The organism is Paenibacillus urinalis (assembly GCF_028747985.1).
GTDB lineage: Bacteria > Bacillota > Bacilli > Paenibacillales > Paenibacillaceae > Paenibacillus > Paenibacillus urinalis.
In genome coordinates this window covers 1,347,068-1,362,786 of record NZ_CP118108.1, presented here as the reverse complement: position 1 = coordinate 1,362,786, position 15,719 = coordinate 1,347,068, and the positions used below count along the sequence as shown (strand labels likewise).

At 46.6% G+C, this 15,719-nt stretch carries 14 protein-coding genes, 1 tRNA gene, 1 pseudogene and 2 riboswitches; of the genes and pseudogenes, 4 read left to right on the top strand and 12 right to left on the bottom strand.

Annotated elements, in window-relative coordinates:
• Positions 1 to 2: 2 nt before the first annotated feature.
• The 4 genes from PUW25_RS06080 to PUW25_RS06065 all read right to left on the bottom strand — a co-directional run bounded on the left by PUW25_RS06080 (position 3) and on the right by PUW25_RS06065 (position 4,330).
• Positions 3 to 1,595: an extracellular solute-binding protein gene (locus PUW25_RS06080; RefSeq protein ID WP_047912120.1), complete on the bottom strand. Its 1,593-nt coding sequence runs from the start codon at positions 1,593 to 1,595 to the stop codon at positions 3 to 5.
• A gap of 61 nt (positions 1,596 to 1,656) precedes the next feature.
• Positions 1,657 to 2,559 carry a carbohydrate ABC transporter permease gene (locus PUW25_RS06075; protein WP_047912121.1) on the bottom strand — a complete coding sequence of 301 codons (903 nt, stop codon included), beginning with the start codon at positions 2,557 to 2,559 and terminating at the stop codon, positions 1,657 to 1,659.
• A 17-nt stretch (positions 2,560 to 2,576) separates the two neighbouring features.
• Complete coding sequence (locus PUW25_RS06070; protein WP_274336804.1) at positions 2,577 to 3,539, bottom strand: ABC transporter permease; 963 nt, start codon at positions 3,537 to 3,539, stop codon at positions 2,577 to 2,579.
• 35 nt (positions 3,540 to 3,574) lie between these two features.
• Positions 3,575 to 4,330 carry an alpha/beta hydrolase gene (locus PUW25_RS06065; RefSeq protein ID WP_047912122.1) on the bottom strand — a complete coding sequence of 252 codons (756 nt, stop codon included), beginning with the start codon at positions 4,328 to 4,330 and terminating at the stop codon, positions 3,575 to 3,577.
• Positions 4,331 to 4,692: 362 nt separating this feature from the next.
• On the opposite strand from PUW25_RS06065, the gene PUW25_RS06060 reads away from it, so the two are divergent.
• Complete coding sequence (locus tag PUW25_RS06060) at positions 4,693 to 5,607, top strand: serine hydrolase domain-containing protein (protein ID WP_047912123.1); 915 nt, start codon at positions 4,693 to 4,695, stop codon at positions 5,605 to 5,607.
• 137 nt (positions 5,608 to 5,744) lie between these two features.
• Here the strand turns inward: PUW25_RS06060 and PUW25_RS06055 are convergent, their stop codons facing one another.
• Positions 5,745 to 6,416: an HAD family hydrolase gene (locus tag PUW25_RS06055; protein ID WP_047912124.1), complete on the bottom strand. Its 672-nt coding sequence runs from the start codon at positions 6,414 to 6,416 to the stop codon at positions 5,745 to 5,747.
• A gap of 194 nt (positions 6,417 to 6,610) precedes the next feature.
• A complete protein-coding gene (locus tag PUW25_RS06050; RefSeq protein ID WP_047912125.1) occupies positions 6,611 to 7,024 on the bottom strand; it encodes a hypothetical protein in 414 nt (137 codons plus the stop codon).
• A 140-nt stretch (positions 7,025 to 7,164) separates the two neighbouring features.
• Positions 7,165 to 7,322: riboswitch (cyclic di-AMP (ydaO/yuaA leader) on the bottom strand.
• Between the two features lie 138 nt (positions 7,323 to 7,460).
• Positions 7,461 to 7,684, bottom strand: a riboswitch (cyclic di-AMP (ydaO/yuaA leader).
• Between the two features lie 374 nt (positions 7,685 to 8,058).
• Between PUW25_RS06050 and PUW25_RS06045 the strand changes: the two genes are divergently transcribed.
• Positions 8,059 to 8,538, top strand: coding sequence for a glutathione peroxidase (locus PUW25_RS06045; protein WP_047912298.1), 480 nt, complete (start codon positions 8,059 to 8,061; stop codon positions 8,536 to 8,538).
• Between the two features lie 89 nt (positions 8,539 to 8,627).
• Here PUW25_RS06045 and PUW25_RS06040 read toward each other — a convergent pair.
• A tRNA-Leu gene (locus tag PUW25_RS06040) sits at positions 8,628 to 8,710 on the bottom strand.
• Positions 8,711 to 9,031: 321 nt separating this feature from the next.
• Here PUW25_RS06040 and PUW25_RS06035 point away from each other — a divergent pair.
• Together PUW25_RS06035 and PUW25_RS06030 are read left to right on the top strand one after the other, a co-directional pair.
• Positions 9,032 to 9,730 carry an urease accessory protein UreF gene (locus PUW25_RS06035; RefSeq protein ID WP_052511986.1) on the top strand — a complete coding sequence of 233 codons (699 nt, stop codon included), beginning with the start codon at positions 9,032 to 9,034 and terminating at the stop codon, positions 9,728 to 9,730.
• A gap of 272 nt (positions 9,731 to 10,002) precedes the next feature.
• Positions 10,003 to 10,626: a nitrogen regulation protein NR(II) gene (locus tag PUW25_RS06030; RefSeq protein ID WP_052511988.1), complete on the top strand. Its 624-nt coding sequence runs from the start codon at positions 10,003 to 10,005 to the stop codon at positions 10,624 to 10,626.
• A gap of 115 nt (positions 10,627 to 10,741) precedes the next feature.
• On the opposite strand, the gene urtE is transcribed toward PUW25_RS06030, so the two are convergent.
• From urtE to urtA, 5 genes and pseudogenes are all read right to left on the bottom strand, one after another.
• Positions 10,742 to 11,437 carry an urea ABC transporter ATP-binding subunit UrtE gene (gene urtE, locus PUW25_RS06025; RefSeq protein WP_047912127.1) on the bottom strand — a complete coding sequence of 232 codons (696 nt, stop codon included), beginning with the start codon at positions 11,435 to 11,437 and terminating at the stop codon, positions 10,742 to 10,744.
• Positions 11,424 to 12,227, bottom strand: a pseudogene (urtD, locus tag PUW25_RS06020) (urea ABC transporter ATP-binding protein UrtD). Before urtD ends, urtE begins: the two are co-directional and overlap by 14 nt.
• Positions 12,187 to 13,281 (bottom strand): urea ABC transporter permease subunit UrtC, encoded by a 1,095-nt coding sequence (gene urtC, locus PUW25_RS06015; protein ID WP_047912129.1) that lies wholly within the window; start codon positions 13,279 to 13,281, stop codon positions 12,187 to 12,189. Before urtC ends, urtD begins: the two are co-directional and overlap by 41 nt.
• Before the next feature lie 13 nt (positions 13,282 to 13,294).
• On the bottom strand, positions 13,295 to 14,200 hold the full coding sequence (gene urtB, locus PUW25_RS06010; RefSeq protein ID WP_047912130.1) for an urea ABC transporter permease subunit UrtB: 906 nt from the start codon (positions 14,198 to 14,200) through the stop codon (positions 13,295 to 13,297).
• A 41-nt stretch (positions 14,201 to 14,241) separates the two neighbouring features.
• A complete protein-coding gene (gene urtA / locus PUW25_RS06005; RefSeq protein ID WP_047912131.1) occupies positions 14,242 to 15,507 on the bottom strand; it encodes an urea ABC transporter substrate-binding protein in 1,266 nt (421 codons plus the stop codon).
• Between the last annotated feature and the right edge of the window lie 212 nt (positions 15,508 to 15,719).

Genomic DNA, 15,719 nt, shown 5'->3' with positions numbered 1-15,719 from the left:
CCCTACAGCGCATTCAGCTCATCCAGCACAGGCTGTACAAGCGACATTTTGCTCTCTACCCATGCTCTCCAGTTCGCTTCCAGGTCGCCTTCTTTGAGGATCAGATTCGTATACTCTGTCGCATAGTCGAAGGACGCTTGATTCTTCGCTTTGGAATCGTACAGCTGCACGGTCCAGTCATACTCCGCAAGTGCGCCGCCTTCTTCGCCAAGCTTCGCCTTGTTCTGGTAATGAGTAAGGGCTCTCTCCCGGTAATTTTCTTTAATGGCAGGGTTAATCATGCTGAAGTCGTCGCCGAGCAGATACAAACCTTCAAACCGGCTTGGATACTTATCCTCCAGACTTGTTCCATTCTCCAGCAGGCTCTTCAGATTGCCATTCTCGTCATACTCCCAATCCGTTCCTTCAAATCCCATGTTAAGGATCAGCTGTCCTTCCTCACTGGTCGTATACTCGAGCATATCCATAATGCGCTCAAACTTGGCATCATCAATATCCGGAGAGAAGATCAGTGCAGACCAGAAATTGGCCTGCTCCAGATTGCGGTATTTACCGTCATCACCCAATACAATTGCCGTATGAACAAGCTCATCACTTTCTACGCCCAGGTTCTTTCTCATTGCGGTATCCACATCTTGTCTGTACGAAGCTAGACCGCCAAGACTTGTCACAGCAGCGGTTCCGCTTACTCTGAAGTTGTCGCTTCCTTCGCTGTTCTTCCAAGTATAGAACTCAGGGTTGAGCAAACCTTCTTTGTAAGCCTCCTGCATCAGCTTAAGGCCCGTAAGTGTCTCTTCATCAGCAGCTCCCCAGTGATACTTCCCATCCTCGCCTTTGTAGAAGGCAGACTCTACTCGTGAATGCTCACTGTTCGGCATGATAAGGTTCGTTAGTGCATCATCCGCGTTAAAGGACAGCGGCACCAGATTAGAGCCAACTTTGCCTGGATCCTTCTCTTTCACGAGTCTTGCGTACTCCATCAGTTCACCGGTCGTATAAGCATCCTTCAACTCGAAACCGACCGCTTCAGCCCAGTCCTTGCGCAAGGCGATAACACCAATCTGATTGACGAGCGGATCTGCCGGCTTATTCTCGTAGTACACGGGTCTTGGCAGCAAATACGTACCGCCAGTCAGCTCCTCCAGCTGTTCACCAAGGCCAGTCAGCTTATATGCTGCTGCCACGTTGGGCCAGCGCTCTTTCCAATCTTCAGGGAATTGATACAGCAGTCCTTGATCGATATAATTCATCGCATCCCCATGCACGTAGTTCCATGTCGCTACATCTGGCAGGTCACCGGAGTTGATCCATAGACGAAGCTTCTCCCCCCAGGAATCCCACTCAATAAAGTTGTACTCCCAGTCGATGTTGTACTTATCCATCCAGAACTGATGGAATTCATTGTCCAGCTGCCCTTCCTTCAATTGAATTGTGCTGGCTACGGAAACCGTCATTTTGTCCACATAGTTTCCATTCTCATCCTTTTCGTTGCCACCGGATGCACCTCCGCTGGAACAAGCTGTCATGATGAGCAGAACAAGCGACATCATGGTTACCAGTGCGGATCTCAACAATTTCTTCTGATTTGTTTTCATGTTATACCCCCATGTTTGATATAGAATTTATAGATGAAAATTCTAATGATCATCAGGTTCATCAGGTCTTGATTGCCCCTGTTAGTACCCCTTTGGCAAAATGCTTCTGAAGCAGCGGGAAGAAGCACATAATCGGAACCATGGTCACAAAGACAGCGGCCATCTTCATTCCCGTAGAGAACGAGTTCTTCCCTACTGCATCCACACTCGATGCATTCGACGCATTGGTCGAGGATTCCACGATAATGGCCCTCAGCACATTTTGCAGCGGCAGCTGATCCTGTCTTCTCAGGAAGATCATGGCATCATACCAGCTGTTCCAGTACGCTACCCCATAGAATAAAGTAATTGTTGCTATGATCGGTGCAGCAAGGGGAAGGACAACCGAGAACAAAATTCTCCATTCACCGGCACCGTCGAGCCTGGCAGATTCCATCAGTGATTCCGGCAGGCTGTGAAAGTAATTCATCATCAGGATCATATTAAAGGCACTGAAGCTGCCTGCAAGAATGACGGACATTAAGGTCCCTGTCAGATGAAGTGATTTCATGACAAGGTAGAGAGGTACAATACCTCCATTAAAGATCATCGTAAAAAGAACAAGGAAGAAGATCAGCTTCTTGCCCGGAAACTTATTCCGGCTAAGGCCATAAGCCATACTTGTCGTCAGAAACAAGCTGAGCGGCAGCCCGATCACAAGCAGCTTGGTCGTATTCCAATATCCGGTCAGGATACTCCCATCCGAAAAGAGCGCGGTATAGGAATCCAACGTGAACTCTTTAGGAAACATGAGCAGCGGATTCTCCGCATACTCCTTCGGCGTTGCAAATGAGATCATGATGACATTCCAAAAAGGAATTAAGATCAGCAGCGCCATCACACTCAGGACGAAAAGAATAAAATAATCGATAACCGTCATTTTATTGCTTAAGAACTTTGGTTTTTTTCTAGCCATCGTGCTCATCTGTTTATTCTCCTCTCCTATCGGAACAACCCGTCTCCACCCAGCTTCTTGGCTACCCGGTCCGCTGCCAGCAATAGGAACATGTTCACTAGAGAGCGGAACAAGCTGACGGCAGTCGAGAATGAAAAGTCCGTTGAGGACTGGAAGGTAATCCGATAAATATAGACATCAAGTACTTCGGACACATTCTGTGTCGCTGCATTCGCAAGGTTGAAGATTTGATCAAAACCGGAAGACATCAGTCCCCCGACATTCAAGATGAACATGACTGTAATCGTCGGAAGAATATTCGGCAGCGTAATCCGGAACATCTGCTGCAGTCTTGATGCACCGTCAATCTGAGCTGACTCGTACTGGTCCTGATCAATTCCTGATATGGCCGCCAGATAGATGATGGCCCCCCAGCCTGTTGATTTCCAAATATCAGTGAGCAGGAGCATCGGCACGAAGGTATCCTCTGAACCGAGGAAATTAATTGTTGGCAGGCCGACTAATGCAAGCGCACTGTTCACCAGTCCATCGTAAGCGAGGACATTGATGACAATCCCCGAGACGATAATCCAGGACAGGAAGTGCGGAAACGTAAATACGGTCTGGAATATTTTTTTCGTTCTTCGCATCCGAAGCTCATTCAGCATCAGTGCAAGCAATATCGGAAACGGGAACTGGACAATCAGCTTCAAAATGTTGATATATAACGTTCGCCATACCGCATCAATAAAGGTAGGATCTCTGAACACATATTTAAAATTCTCAAATCCGACCCAAGGACTTCCCCATATGCCCAGGTTCGCTTTATATTCCTTGAACGCGAGCGATAATCCGCCCATCGGCAGATAAGCAAACAGGATAAGCCAGATTAACCCTGGGATGAGCAGGGTATACGTCATACGGTGTTTCCAGATTTCCGCGAAAAGTCTTCGGCTTCGGGTTGGATTCGGCTTTACTTTTTGGCCAGATCCTAGAGCAGCTGGTTTCAATTTGCATCTCCTCACTCTTCATAAATCTAATCTTCTTAAGCTTCCTCACAAAGAAATTCAAAAGCAGTGCTCAAATGTCTCTCCCAGAAAGACCAGTCATGCGCTCCCGGGCTCTCTACATACTTGAATTTATAAAGTGAATGATGCATATAAGCGGCGAATTCACGATTCATGTCTACAAAAGGATCCTCACTCCCGCAGCAGCAAAGTATGGATGGAAGACGGGCCCCTTCGTCAGACCTTGCCCGGGCAAGCGCATACAAATCCTCATGTGGCTGTACCTCTAGATTTGTGCCGAATACCCCTTGCATCTCCTTGATCAAGTCAGTAGTCATATCACTTCTGTGCAGCCTCTGCTCGATATCCGTCACCCCTGAAAATGAAACGACTTTACGGTAACGCTCTGGATAAGTCAGTGCGCATTTGAGTGCTCCGTATCCTCCCATCGACAATCCAGCGACATAAGTCCGTTCGGGATCCTCGTTCATGTGGATGAGATTGGCACAAGTCCTGGGCAGCTCCTCGGTGATGTAATAAAAATATTCGAGGCCATGCGCCATATCGGTGTAGTAGCTTCGATTGGCCTCCGGCATAATGACTGTGCACCCATATTTCTGCGCATACGTCTCAATTGTGGTCATACGATGCCATGTGCTCGCATTATCTCCTGCACCATGCAGCAAATAAAGCGTGTACTTCGGTCGTTCCCCGTATTCTGTGGGAGAGATCACATGGATGCTTGTCGTCATACGGAGCGTCGGCGAACCTGTCTCTATTGCTATATAGGCCATAAAAACCCCCTTTCTGATTCAATATTCGAATCGTTTCACTACACTATTCTACGGTTATTCCTCTGTTTATTCGATAATACAGTCATTTGGAAGCGCTTGCTTCGAATCGTTTCTATAACTATCATAAGCTCTTCTCCAGAAGATTGTCAATGCAGTTTACATGGTTTTTTTGCTGATTCTAAAAAGCACTGCTCCAGATATTGACTTTCAAATGAGCCTGTAATACCATATTTCACGAAATTCAGAGTACTGGACTTAAGCTAATTTAGGAAAATGATTCACCGTTCTAAACGTTTCGAAGCTATGACTTGCACTGAAACCTGTGTCAGATAACTGCTGGCGGGGCAGGAATGGAGGAACCTATGATAAGTACGTTGAACGGCTTTGAGAAGAAGATTAGAGCACAAGACTTAAACGTCTTTTCGATTCGTGTGCTGCAGGATGGCGGGCTGGTTGGAGAATGGAACTGGGATCAGGACATACGTCGTCAGCAGCATTCTATCAGCAAATCATTTACTTGCATGGCTGCTGGTCTTGCCATTGAGGAAGGAAAGCTCACACTGGATACGAAGCTCGGTGAATTTTTCAACTATAACACCACTTATCGCTCTCAGGATCCACAGCTTCCCTCTCCTGATGAGCTTACCCTTTATGATTTGTTACGGATGTCTTCAGGGCATGACGCTCCACCACTCTGGCTGCCGGAGCGACAGTCACTGACGGAGAAGGACTGGGCAAAATACTATTTGTCCCTGCCGCTGGACCGCCCTCCCGGCAAGCAGTTTACCTACAGCAGCGGCGATACCTTCATGATCTCGGCGTTGATTCAAGCAGCCGTCGGTGAGACGGTCCACCACTATTTGAATTCCCGTTTGTTTGAGCCTCTGGGTATTCATCACGTAGAATGGGAAACCTCGCCTCTCGGAGTCACACTCGGATGCGCAGGTCTCGTGATCAGTACCGAAGAATTAAGCAGATTCGGCCAAATGCTGCTGGATGAGGGGGCTTATGAGGGCAGACAACTGGTGCCTGCAGAATGGATTCAATTTGCGACTCGCAGGCATATTGATTCTGTCGGTGAAGGAGACTGGTCGCTCGGCTATGGCTGTCAGTTTTGGATGTGTTCTCACGGAGCATATCGAGGGGATGGCGCACACGGCCAGCTGCTCGTGATCATACCGGACCGGAGAGCCGTGATTGCTGTTAACAGTGAGGAAGATCGTATACAGTCTATCCTTGACGCGGTGTGGGAAGAAGTCCTGCCTATTTTAGAATAAACCGCCTGACTCATTCATAATCCAGCCGCTTGAATGCAGAAAAACTGCACCCCAGCTGTTAGTTTGTCCTAACGATTGGAGTGCAGTTCCTACACCACAGCCATTTCATCTGTAATAATCAGGGTCTGATATTATGTTTATAGCAGCAGTGCCGTCAGTGCATTTAGATCATTCACTGTATAGTCCGGCGTATCCTGAGCACCAGTGGAAGGCTGATAACGCCCGTACCCCTGCATAATTCGAATCGTAAGCATTCCAAGCGATTTGGCTGGGATAATGTCATTATCAATACGATCTCCGATCATAATGGACTCCGAGGGCTCCGCTCCGGCTGTTTTCAGCGCATATTGGTATAAGCGCACATCCGGTTTGGACATGCCTTGTTCAGCAGAACAAGCGATAACATCCACAAATGAACGAAGTCCATATTTCACCAGACGCTCTTCCGTACCCGGACTTTGATTAGCCACGATACCGATTCTGTAGCGCTCACCCAGCTGCTCAAGAACAGTCCGAGCTTCGGCATACGGCTCTTCGAGCTCCTTTTGAAACTTAAGCCTAGTCTTGATATACGCTCTGTCCTCCTCCGAAGGCACAAGCTCCGAAATCGCGTACTGCATGGGAGAAGCGATGTAATTGGAATAGCTCTGAATAAATTTGCTGCGTACGTCCTCCATTGTAATGTTATACCCGAGTCCATTTGCTTCTCTCACAAATTGGCCGATAATGTGATCAACGGGAACCCATTCATTTACGAGTGTATCTCCTATATCAAAAAAGAGCCATTTCACATGATCAAACTTCCCCATAATGCCATTCTCTACCTTTCCATCTGTAAATATAGAAAAAGAGACCCATGCTTATATCACGAGTCTCACATGCTATGTTTCCTTTAACTCCAGTATATCAATCCTGCATCTAATTACGCAAACTGTATAGTAAGCACCTACACTAGCCATTAGCCGCAGTCTCCTGCTTCTATCGCTGTGTGCGTGCAGATCAATTAATTAACAGCAGCCCGTTCTCCATTTAACAGAAATCCTACTTCGCCCTTGATTGTAAAAATAACGTGGTCTGCGCCCATACCGCGGTATACTCCGCGAGGATGATTCAGCTGTGTAATAATGGTAATCGGCTTACGTGTCCAGGGTCTGCATATTTGCAAAAACCGGCAGGTCAGATTCAAGCTGTTCTCAAAAATAAAAATACGTCCTACCGCCGCATTAGGCAGCAGCCATTTACTTGTAAACGCCGTATCCATACGTATAATGTGCTCTACTCCAAGCCGTTTGACCTGCTTCTCTTCCTGTGCACTGTTCGTCAGTACAGCAAAAGAAAGCTTCTTGTACATTAATAATCGAATAAAATTTCTGGCCGCTTCATTTGGTGCCGTAACTAAAATAACTTCATCACTCATTACAATCATTTCCTCCCTGTTATAGAAAAAGACAACAAAAAAAGAACACCGACGATCAAAGGCATGCCCGGTGCTCTCCCACCTATATCTCAGAACATGGCAAAACATGACCTGTTACATAGGCACTACTCGGCTTGCTGCCTCTCCCTTTGTTACGCTTACGAGGTTAGCTGTCGGATTCGGACAAGAGAGATTGCCCTATTCATGACAATAGCCATGAAATTCACCCCATGGATCAATGCATCCACATCTGGGTCCCCCGCTTTTTGGATCAACAAAAATTCAGCGCATAAATAAAACCACAGAGGATTAAACCTCTGTGGCTGATCGCTCACAAGATTTATCATTCCTCTCTCAAACGTTAGCACAGAAGATAACTAAAGAATGTTCACGATAAGGAAGTGAAGGAAGCGTATTGCATATCTTCCACATCTCTAGTGTAACTCTGTACAGCTTACGAGGTTAGCTGTCGGATTCGGACGGTGAGAGTCGTCCTATCTGTTCCTCATGATTCCATATGACATTTCATATGAATCTTCGGATCAGAATTCACCCCATGCATCGTGTATCATTCGGCTCTCACACCGAATCAAGCACGCTGCCTTACTGTGGTTCCCCCGCTCTCCGCCATATTAGGCAGAAATTAAGCGACTTATAGCAATGAGAAATTACTCAAATATAAGGTTTTCGGTTGCTCAAGATTTACGATATGAATCATACACCCGTTGAAAATCGATGTAAAGCTCCTTCAGGGGCTCATTACGACGATTTAGCGCTGTTTTGGGATAGAATAAGAATAAAATATTCCCCTCTGTGCATTCAGCTTATCTGTTCTCAGTTTATCTCGTTTTCTCGCTTATTTCAAATGACCAAATTTGCCTTCGACAGTAGATCCACTCTTTACAGAAGCTTTGTTTGACTTTCTCCATATATTGTTTAAAATTAAATTGTTATCAATACGAATCAATTTCATAATACCTTTAGCTGCTTCAATCAAGAGTATATAAGTTTCAATAGAAGGGATGGATGAAGGCATGTCGATTTATCAATACCAAGTGAACACACTCAAAGGCCAGAAGTTAAGTATGGAGGAGTACAAAGGAAAAGTACTCTTGATCGTAAATACAGCGAGCAAGTGCGGACTAACCCCTCAATACAAAGGACTGCAGGAGCTATATGACAAATTCAATGACCAATCCTTTGAAATTCTCGGTTTCCCCAGCAACCAATTTGCCGAACAAGAACCGGGCTCAAATGATGAAATCGCAGAGTTCTGCCAAATGAACTATGGTGTGAGCTTCCCGATGTTTGAGAAGATTAAAGTCAATGGAGATGAGGCACATCCGCTGTTCAAGCACTTAAAGGACAGTGCACCAGGTATACTTGGCTCGAAGGCGATTAAGTGGAATTTCACCAAGTTTCTTATCGATCAGAACGGAAATATTGTAAAAAGATACAGTCCGCAAACGACACCGGACAAGATTGAAGCGGATATCGCCAAGCTGTTAAAATGAGAATTTTGCAGGATACCCCTGTTGACGCCTCACCTACATTGAGCGAAAAAAAAGAGCTTGAAGCAATTGCTTCAAGCTCTTTCGTATGATGCGGTCGAGAGGACTCGAACCTCCACGGGTATACACCCACTACCCCCTCAAGATAGCGTGTCTGCCATTCCACCACGACCGCGCATCTTGTTCAGCATTTTCGTGCCAACAAAATATATTATACACACCTATTGATCATAAGTAAAGTAATTATTTTGAATTTTATTAATTGACCTTCAAAGGAGAACAATATGTAAACTATATGTTATTATAAGTTACATTAAAATCAGACTTTCATCCATTTTAATGTTGTTAATCAGTTTTTCATTGACAGTGTAAGGATATTTATGTAAAAATACATATCAAACATAGCGATATTCGATAATAAATTGACATATACATAACATATAATTCCACCCAAGATGGTTATCACGATGTTTAACACAATAAGGGGGCGAATCTGGTGAACAGAGGAAATAAGCTTCTTGATTATGTAAAACTGCTTGATTCCTCACTTCAAGTCGGAGGATTCTCTCATTCCTTCGGACTCAAGTCATACATCGAGGAAGGTACAATCCAAACAACTACCGACCTGGAGACATTCATGCGATGTGAGCTGCATCCAAGTCTTGTGCAATTGGAAGGTATGGCAATCAAGGCCATCTACACAGCAGTAGAGCAGAAGGATGAGTGGAGAATCGCCCTTATTGATAAGATGCTTCACGTCAAGCGAACCCCTGTTTATAAACGTGAATCCTCCAGAGCCATGGGAAAACGTCTCATTAAACTATCTAAAGCGCTGCATCCATGGATGGACTTTGAGCATTTCGAAGCTCTTATCCACCGATATGATGCTGTCGGCTCACTCCCCGTCGTTCACGCCTGGATCAATACTCAGCTTGAGGTTACCGCCGACGATGCAGCTTCCGGTTATCTTCATGCCGCCAAGGATGTGTGCCTGATTCACGCAAGACGACTCTTAAATATCGAGACCTGCGATCTTAATGCCTTGTCCAGCTTACTGGACAGCGACCTCGAAGAAGAATGGAACAGAGCCAGAACCGCAAGCCTTCAGCCCTTCCAGAACTCGATTCTGTCAATGCAATCCCTCATACCGGGCTTCCCCTTCCACGAACCCGGTATTGAACATACAAGAGCTTAAGCCTAGTGCCCCTCCAGCTCACCTCTTCAGGCCCCCCCAAGCCTCTCCCTATCTAAAGCACGCCTGGCTCCCTCCTCTGCCAGCGTGCTTTTTTTCGTCATAATTCCACCTTATGCTGTCGCAAAAGAACGACGCATGTAAGTGATTAATGATTGTTAGATGACGCAAGAACGTATATAATAACATCAACCTTTTTTTGGAAGAAACTCCATCTCAATATTACATCTCTGATCCATTAAAAATGTCAATATAAGTATAGGGAGAGACTACTATTGCCCGAAGCCGAACCCTTCTTTATAAAGACCTCGTCCGAAGATTTCAAGTCAACCATTGTCATTATTGACGCTTACGGAACGATACGCTCGTATAACCACCCTCTTCCCGAGAAGTTGTCCCGTTATGAATGTATTACCAGCACCAATTGGCTGGGTTCTAATTACTTCAATATACTGGCTTCATTTCCAGGAACGTGTCCCCACAGCATGAACAACATCATCAGTCACCTCAAGGAAGTACTAAACAACGACATGGCAGGTTATGTATGCGAAGTCAGGATACTGCGAGACAACAGTTATGTTTGGCTTCGTTTAGAAGCGTCTCTATATGAAACCTCTCTCCAATCCGACTTCAAAGGACTTATCGTTACACACATTGATATCACACACCTGAAACACCTTGAGCACCATCTTCAGGACGCCTCTTCTCAAATACGTACACTGCGAGGAATGCTGCCGATCTGCGCGGTATGTAAGCGTATTAGAGATGAAGAAGATGAATGGAATACCGTCGAGAGCTTTGTTGAGAAGCATACACATGCCGAATTCACCCATGATATATGCCCTGAGTGTATTCGCAAGCTGTATCCGCAATATGCAAGGATTCTGGATCGCCCATGAGCTAGTTAACACCAGTGTACACATAGCTCATGCAGCGTCAAAAAAAACACTCACCTGGATTCCTTTCGAATCAGGGAGAGTGTTTTTGGTAACGCCGTATTTTTTTTGTTTAAACCTAGACCGTGAGATAATGCTCAAATGCTGCCAGATCCAGATCCTCCGGCTTGCCATGCATCGCAATACTACCCTTATCCATGACATAAATATAGTCTGCCACACTGCGAACAAATTCCTCGCTTTGCTCTACGAGCAGAATGGCCGTATCCTTCTGATTCTTGATCCGAATAATGACATCGCGAATATCATCTACAATCGACGGCTGAATCCCTTCTGTCGGCTCATCCAGCAGCAGCAACTTAGGCCTCGCGGCCAGCGCTCTGGCAAAGGCGAGCTGTTGCTGCTGCCCTCCACTTAGATCTCCTCCTTGCCGCTTGTACATCGTAGGAAGGACCGGGAACATAGCAAGCACATCCTCAGGGAATACCTTACTTCTATTGGAAGCTGTTTCTAGACCCAGCATCAGGTTCTCCTTCACGGACAACTGTGGAAAAATATCCCGGCCCTGCGGAACATATCCGATGCCCGCACGGGCTCTTTTCGCTGAATTCCAGTCCGAGATATTCTTTCCTTCCCAGTGTATTTCACCTTGACTCATCTTGATAACACCCATAAGCGTACGAAGCAGAGTAGATTTACCGACCCCATTTCTGCCCATCAGGCAAACGACCTGCCCCGGTTGAATATCCAGATGAACACGACGGAGCACCATACTCTCGCCATAGCCAGATTCAATATTTTTAAGTGACAGCATCCTGCTTCCTCCTTTTGCCCAAATAGACCTCGGCGACAACAGGATTCTGCTGAACCTCAAGCATCGTCCCTTCCGTCAGCAGCTTACCCTCATGCATCACCGTGACCTTCTCTGCATATTGTCTGACAAACTCCATATCATGCTCGACAACGACAACAGAGCGTTTCTTGGCAATACTTCGAAGCAGTTCACCTGTCTTCAGTGTTTCATCATCTGTCATCCCGGCCACCGGCTCATCTAGCAGAAGTACATGAGGCTCTTGCAGCAGCAGCATGCCGATCTCCAGTCACTGCTTCTCTCCGTGAGACAGCGCCCCTGCCCTTACCAGGAGGCGATCGGTGAGACCGATCTGTGTGAGCACTTCTTCCATCGCTTGGCTTATCTCACCTCCACGAAGACCTCGCAGTGAATGAAAAGCCCCTTTGTTCTGATCATCAGCAAGCTCCAGATTCTCCTTGACGGTCAGACCACCGAATACAGAGGGCGCCTGAAATTTCCGCCCGTTCCCAAGCCTTGCGATCTGATGCTCTTTTTTACGAGTCAGGTCCGTTCCATCAGGAAGCAGCACCTTACCGGACACAGGCTTCGTTTTCCCACAAATGACATCAAGCATCGTGGTCTTACCTGCCCCGTTGGGGCCGATCAGAAAGTGAAGCTCATTAGGCATGAGGTTAAGATTCATCCCGTTCACAGCGACGAAGCCTGAAAAAGATACCGTTATGTCCTGAACGGACAGGACCGTCTCCCTTTTAGGATGTAGCTCGTTCGGCTTCAACAACGGACTTGGCATCTCGAGCACCTCCCTTTCGTCTCCACCATCTGGACAGATTATGATACACCCCGACAAGTCCACGAGGCATAAACAAGACGATAGCTACAAATAAACCACCCATAACGAACAGCCAGCCCTCTGGATACGCCTCACTAATCCCTGTCTTCGCCGCATTCAGAATGACAGCACCAATCACCGCACCAATTAATGTCCCTCTGCCTCCAAGCGCAACCCACAGCACCATTTCAATAGAAGGAACAATACCCATCATCGATGGAGATATAATCCCTACTTGAAGCACATAGAGCATTCCAGCTAGACCAGCAAGCGCTCCTGACAAGGTAAAAGCCAGTGTTTTGTACCAAGCGGGATCATACCCCAGGAAGCGCACACGATTCTCTCCATCTCGAGCCGCTTCCAGCACTTGACCAAACCGGCTGCGAACGATACGTCTGCACAAAATATAAGCAAGAACCAGAACCACCAGCGTTACATAATACAGCATAATTGTGGTGGTGGGATGGTGCAGCTGCATTCCAAAAATATGGTTATAGCCCGTTAGACCGTTCGTTCCACCTGTCCACTCCTGTTTACCGACAAACAAGGTAACGACGATCATCACAAGCGCTTGTGTCAGAATTGTAAAATACACACCCGCGATCCGATTTTTAAAGGTGAAGAAACCGAGTAGAAATGCCAGCAGTGCCGGCAGTAAGATCCCTAGCAGCATCGCGATCGGAAACGATCGAAAGGGCTCCCAGAACCAGGGGAGCTTCTCCACACTGTTCCACACCATAAAATCAGGCAGCGAAGCACCACTTGCCTGCAGCTTCAAATACATTGCCATTGCGTAAGCTCCAAGACCGAAGAATACCCCATGTCCCAAGCTGAGTACACCGCCATATCCCCATATAAGATCCAGCCCTATAGCCAGAATAGCCATAGCCAGAAATTTCGCCAGCAGACTTAGTCGGAACTCCGTGGAAACAAGCGGCGCAAGACTCATTAGAATGAGGACGATCCCCCAGGCGATACGCTGTCCACGAACTCCAAGTTTGTTAACAATCGGCATCGGTATCCCTCCTCTAGTCTAAACTGCGTGAGCGCAGTGCCACGAGTCCCCTTGGTTTCCATTGCAGGAATGCAACAATACAAGCAAATACAAGTACCTTGCCAATCGATGCACTTGTGTATGTTTCAAACAATGTATTGAATACGCCAATACCCATTGCACCCGCAACGGTGCCTACCAGCTTCCCAACACCACCAAGCACGACAACCATAAATGCATCCACGATATAATAAGTTCCAAGAGATGGACCAATCGGTCCGAGCAGCGTCAGTGCACAGCCTGCAATTCCGGCAATTCCAGAACCAATAGCAAAGGTAAGTCCATCTACTTGTCTTGTGGAAATCCCGAGACATCCCGCCATGTTGCGGTTCTGCATTACCGCTCGCATACGCCGTCCCTGAGCCGTCTTATAGATGTAGATATACATCAGAAGCAGCACTACAACGACCAGCAGGATGATAAACAGTCTTGTATACGGAAGAACGATAGAATCCGTCACTGCGAATCCCCCGCTGAGCCACGAAGGACTGGTTACCCCGACATTCGGGGCACCAAAAATCGTCCTTGCCAGCTGCTGCAATATCATCCCGACGCCCCAAGTAGCCAGAAGGCTATCCAGAGGACGTCCGTATAAATGACGAATGAGCAGCACTTCAAGCAGCCACCCTACAGCTGCAGCAATCAGAAAAGAAACCGGCAGCGCCACTAGGAAATAAGTATTAAACCAAGAGTCTGGCATATAGGAAATAAACAGATTTTGCGTGACGAATGTCGCATAAGCTCCAATCATGATCATCTCCCCATGCGCCATATTAATGACGTTCATGAGCCCGAAGGTAACAGCAAGACCCAGTGCAATCAAGAGCAGAATCGAACTTACACTAAGTCCATTAAAGGCTTGCAGTATAAACATATCCATCCGAGTTCTGCCTCCTTTCCTTAGTATAGAAGATAAGCGATTTATTCAGCGCTCAGTGATTTGCCCCATTCATAGGTTTCAAGATATGGGTCCGGCTTCACAGGCTCACCTGAATTCCACAGCTCTTTGAATTGTCCATCTGACTGCACTTCACCGATCCGAACGGTTTTGTAAATATGCTGGTTGTCGCCATCAATCGTTACTTTTCCGCTAGGTGCATCAAACTCGATCCCTTTTGCCGCTTCCTTCACCTTCTCCACTTCTGTCGATCCTGCCTTCTCAACCGCAGCCTTCCATAAATAAACCGCCGTATATCCTGCTTCAATCGGATCTGCCGTTACACGGTCTTCACCATATTTTGCTCTGTAGGCTTCTGTGAACTTGGTATTCTCAGGTGTTTCTGTCGTTTGATAATAATTCCACGCTGCAAGGTGACCTGTCAGCACATCAGCACCAATGCCTCGAATCTCTTCCTCCGCTACACTGACAGAGAGAGTCGTTATATCCTCAGAGGTGATGCCCGCATCCTTTAATTGTTTAAAAAACGCAACGTTACTGTCCCCATTCAACGTGTTGTATACAACATCAGGGTCAGCTGCTTTGATCTTGCTGATAATCGTACTGTAGTCCGTATGTCCTAATGGTGTATACTCTTCTCCTACGACCTCTCCGCCCTCAGCCTGCAGCTGAGCGGTTATAATCTTGTTCGCTGTCTTAGGGAAAACATAGTCTGAGCCTAGCAGAAAGAACTTCTTGCCCCGATTCTCCAGAAGCCAGCTGACCGAGGGTACGATCTGCTGATTCGTCGTCGCGCCGGTATAGAAGATGTTAGGCGAAGCTTCCAAGCCCTCATATTGAACAGGATAGAAGAGAAGTCCATTGTTCGATTCAACGACAGGCAGCATGGCTTTACGACTTGCGGAAGTCCATCCTCCAAACACTGCCGCCACTTTATCCTGCTGGAGCAGCTTCCCTGCCTTCTCTGCAAAGATCGCTGGATCAGAGGCACCATCTTCAATGACAGGCTCGATCTGTTTGCCAAGCACGCCGCCGGCTGCATTAATTTCCTCAATCGCCAGCATCTCCGCATCCTTAACCGATACCTCACTTATGGACATCGTCCCGCTAAGAGAATGCAGTACGCCAACTTTAATCGTATCCCCGTCTGAAGCAGCTGCCGTTTCTGCTCCTTCCGTCCCCGTCGTTTGCTGTGTAGCCGTTTCTCCACCGGATGATACACATCCAGACAGCATCAGAACACCAGCGATCATGACAGGAAACCATTTGCCGAACTTTTTCTTTAACATAGACTCCACTCCCCTTTGTTTTTTCCCTCAGACCGAACATTCACATAAATTTTTCCAACAATGTTTGGTGATCACATTATAGATGCATCTATTTTGGTATGTCAATATTCCTTACATAATTTTATTTTTCGCCTAACCGGATCATGCATCTTCACAAAATGATATGATTATCATTGACAAAGCATTCTTATCTGTGTGAGTATATTTAACAT

Excerpts from the sequence above, each read along its gene's own strand:
- PUW25_RS06060 (WP_047912123.1), top strand. The coding sequence starts at position 4,693 with ATGATAAGTACGTTGAACGGCTTTGAGAAGAAGATTAGAGCACAAGAC.
- PUW25_RS06080 (WP_047912120.1), bottom strand. The coding sequence starts at position 1,595 with ATGAAAACAAATCAGAAGAAATTGTTGAGATCCGCACTGGTAACCATG.
- PUW25_RS06075 (WP_047912121.1), bottom strand. The coding sequence starts at position 2,559 with ATGAGCACGATGGCTAGAAAAAAACCAAAGTTCTTAAGCAATAAAATG.
- PUW25_RS06045 (WP_047912298.1), top strand. The coding sequence starts at position 8,059 with ATGTCGATTTATCAATACCAAGTGAACACACTCAAAGGCCAGAAGTTA.
- urtE (WP_047912127.1), bottom strand. The coding sequence starts at position 11,437 with ATGCTGTCACTTAAAAATATTGAATCTGGCTATGGCGAGAGTATGGTG.
- urtC (WP_047912129.1), bottom strand. The coding sequence starts at position 13,281 with ATGCCGATTGTTAACAAACTTGGAGTTCGTGGACAGCGTATCGCCTGG.
- urtB (WP_047912130.1), bottom strand. The coding sequence starts at position 14,200 with ATGGATATGTTTATACTGCAAGCCTTTAATGGACTTAGTGTAAGTTCG.
- urtA (WP_047912131.1), bottom strand. The coding sequence starts at position 15,507 with ATGTTAAAGAAAAAGTTCGGCAAATGGTTTCCTGTCATGATCGCTGGT.
- PUW25_RS06055 (WP_047912124.1), bottom strand. The coding sequence starts at position 6,416 with ATGGGGAAGTTTGATCATGTGAAATGGCTCTTTTTTGATATAGGAGAT.
- PUW25_RS06065 (WP_047912122.1), bottom strand. The coding sequence starts at position 4,330 with ATGGCCTATATAGCAATAGAGACAGGTTCGCCGACGCTCCGTATGACG.
- PUW25_RS06050 (WP_047912125.1), bottom strand. The coding sequence starts at position 7,024 with ATGAGTGATGAAGTTATTTTAGTTACGGCACCAAATGAAGCGGCCAGA.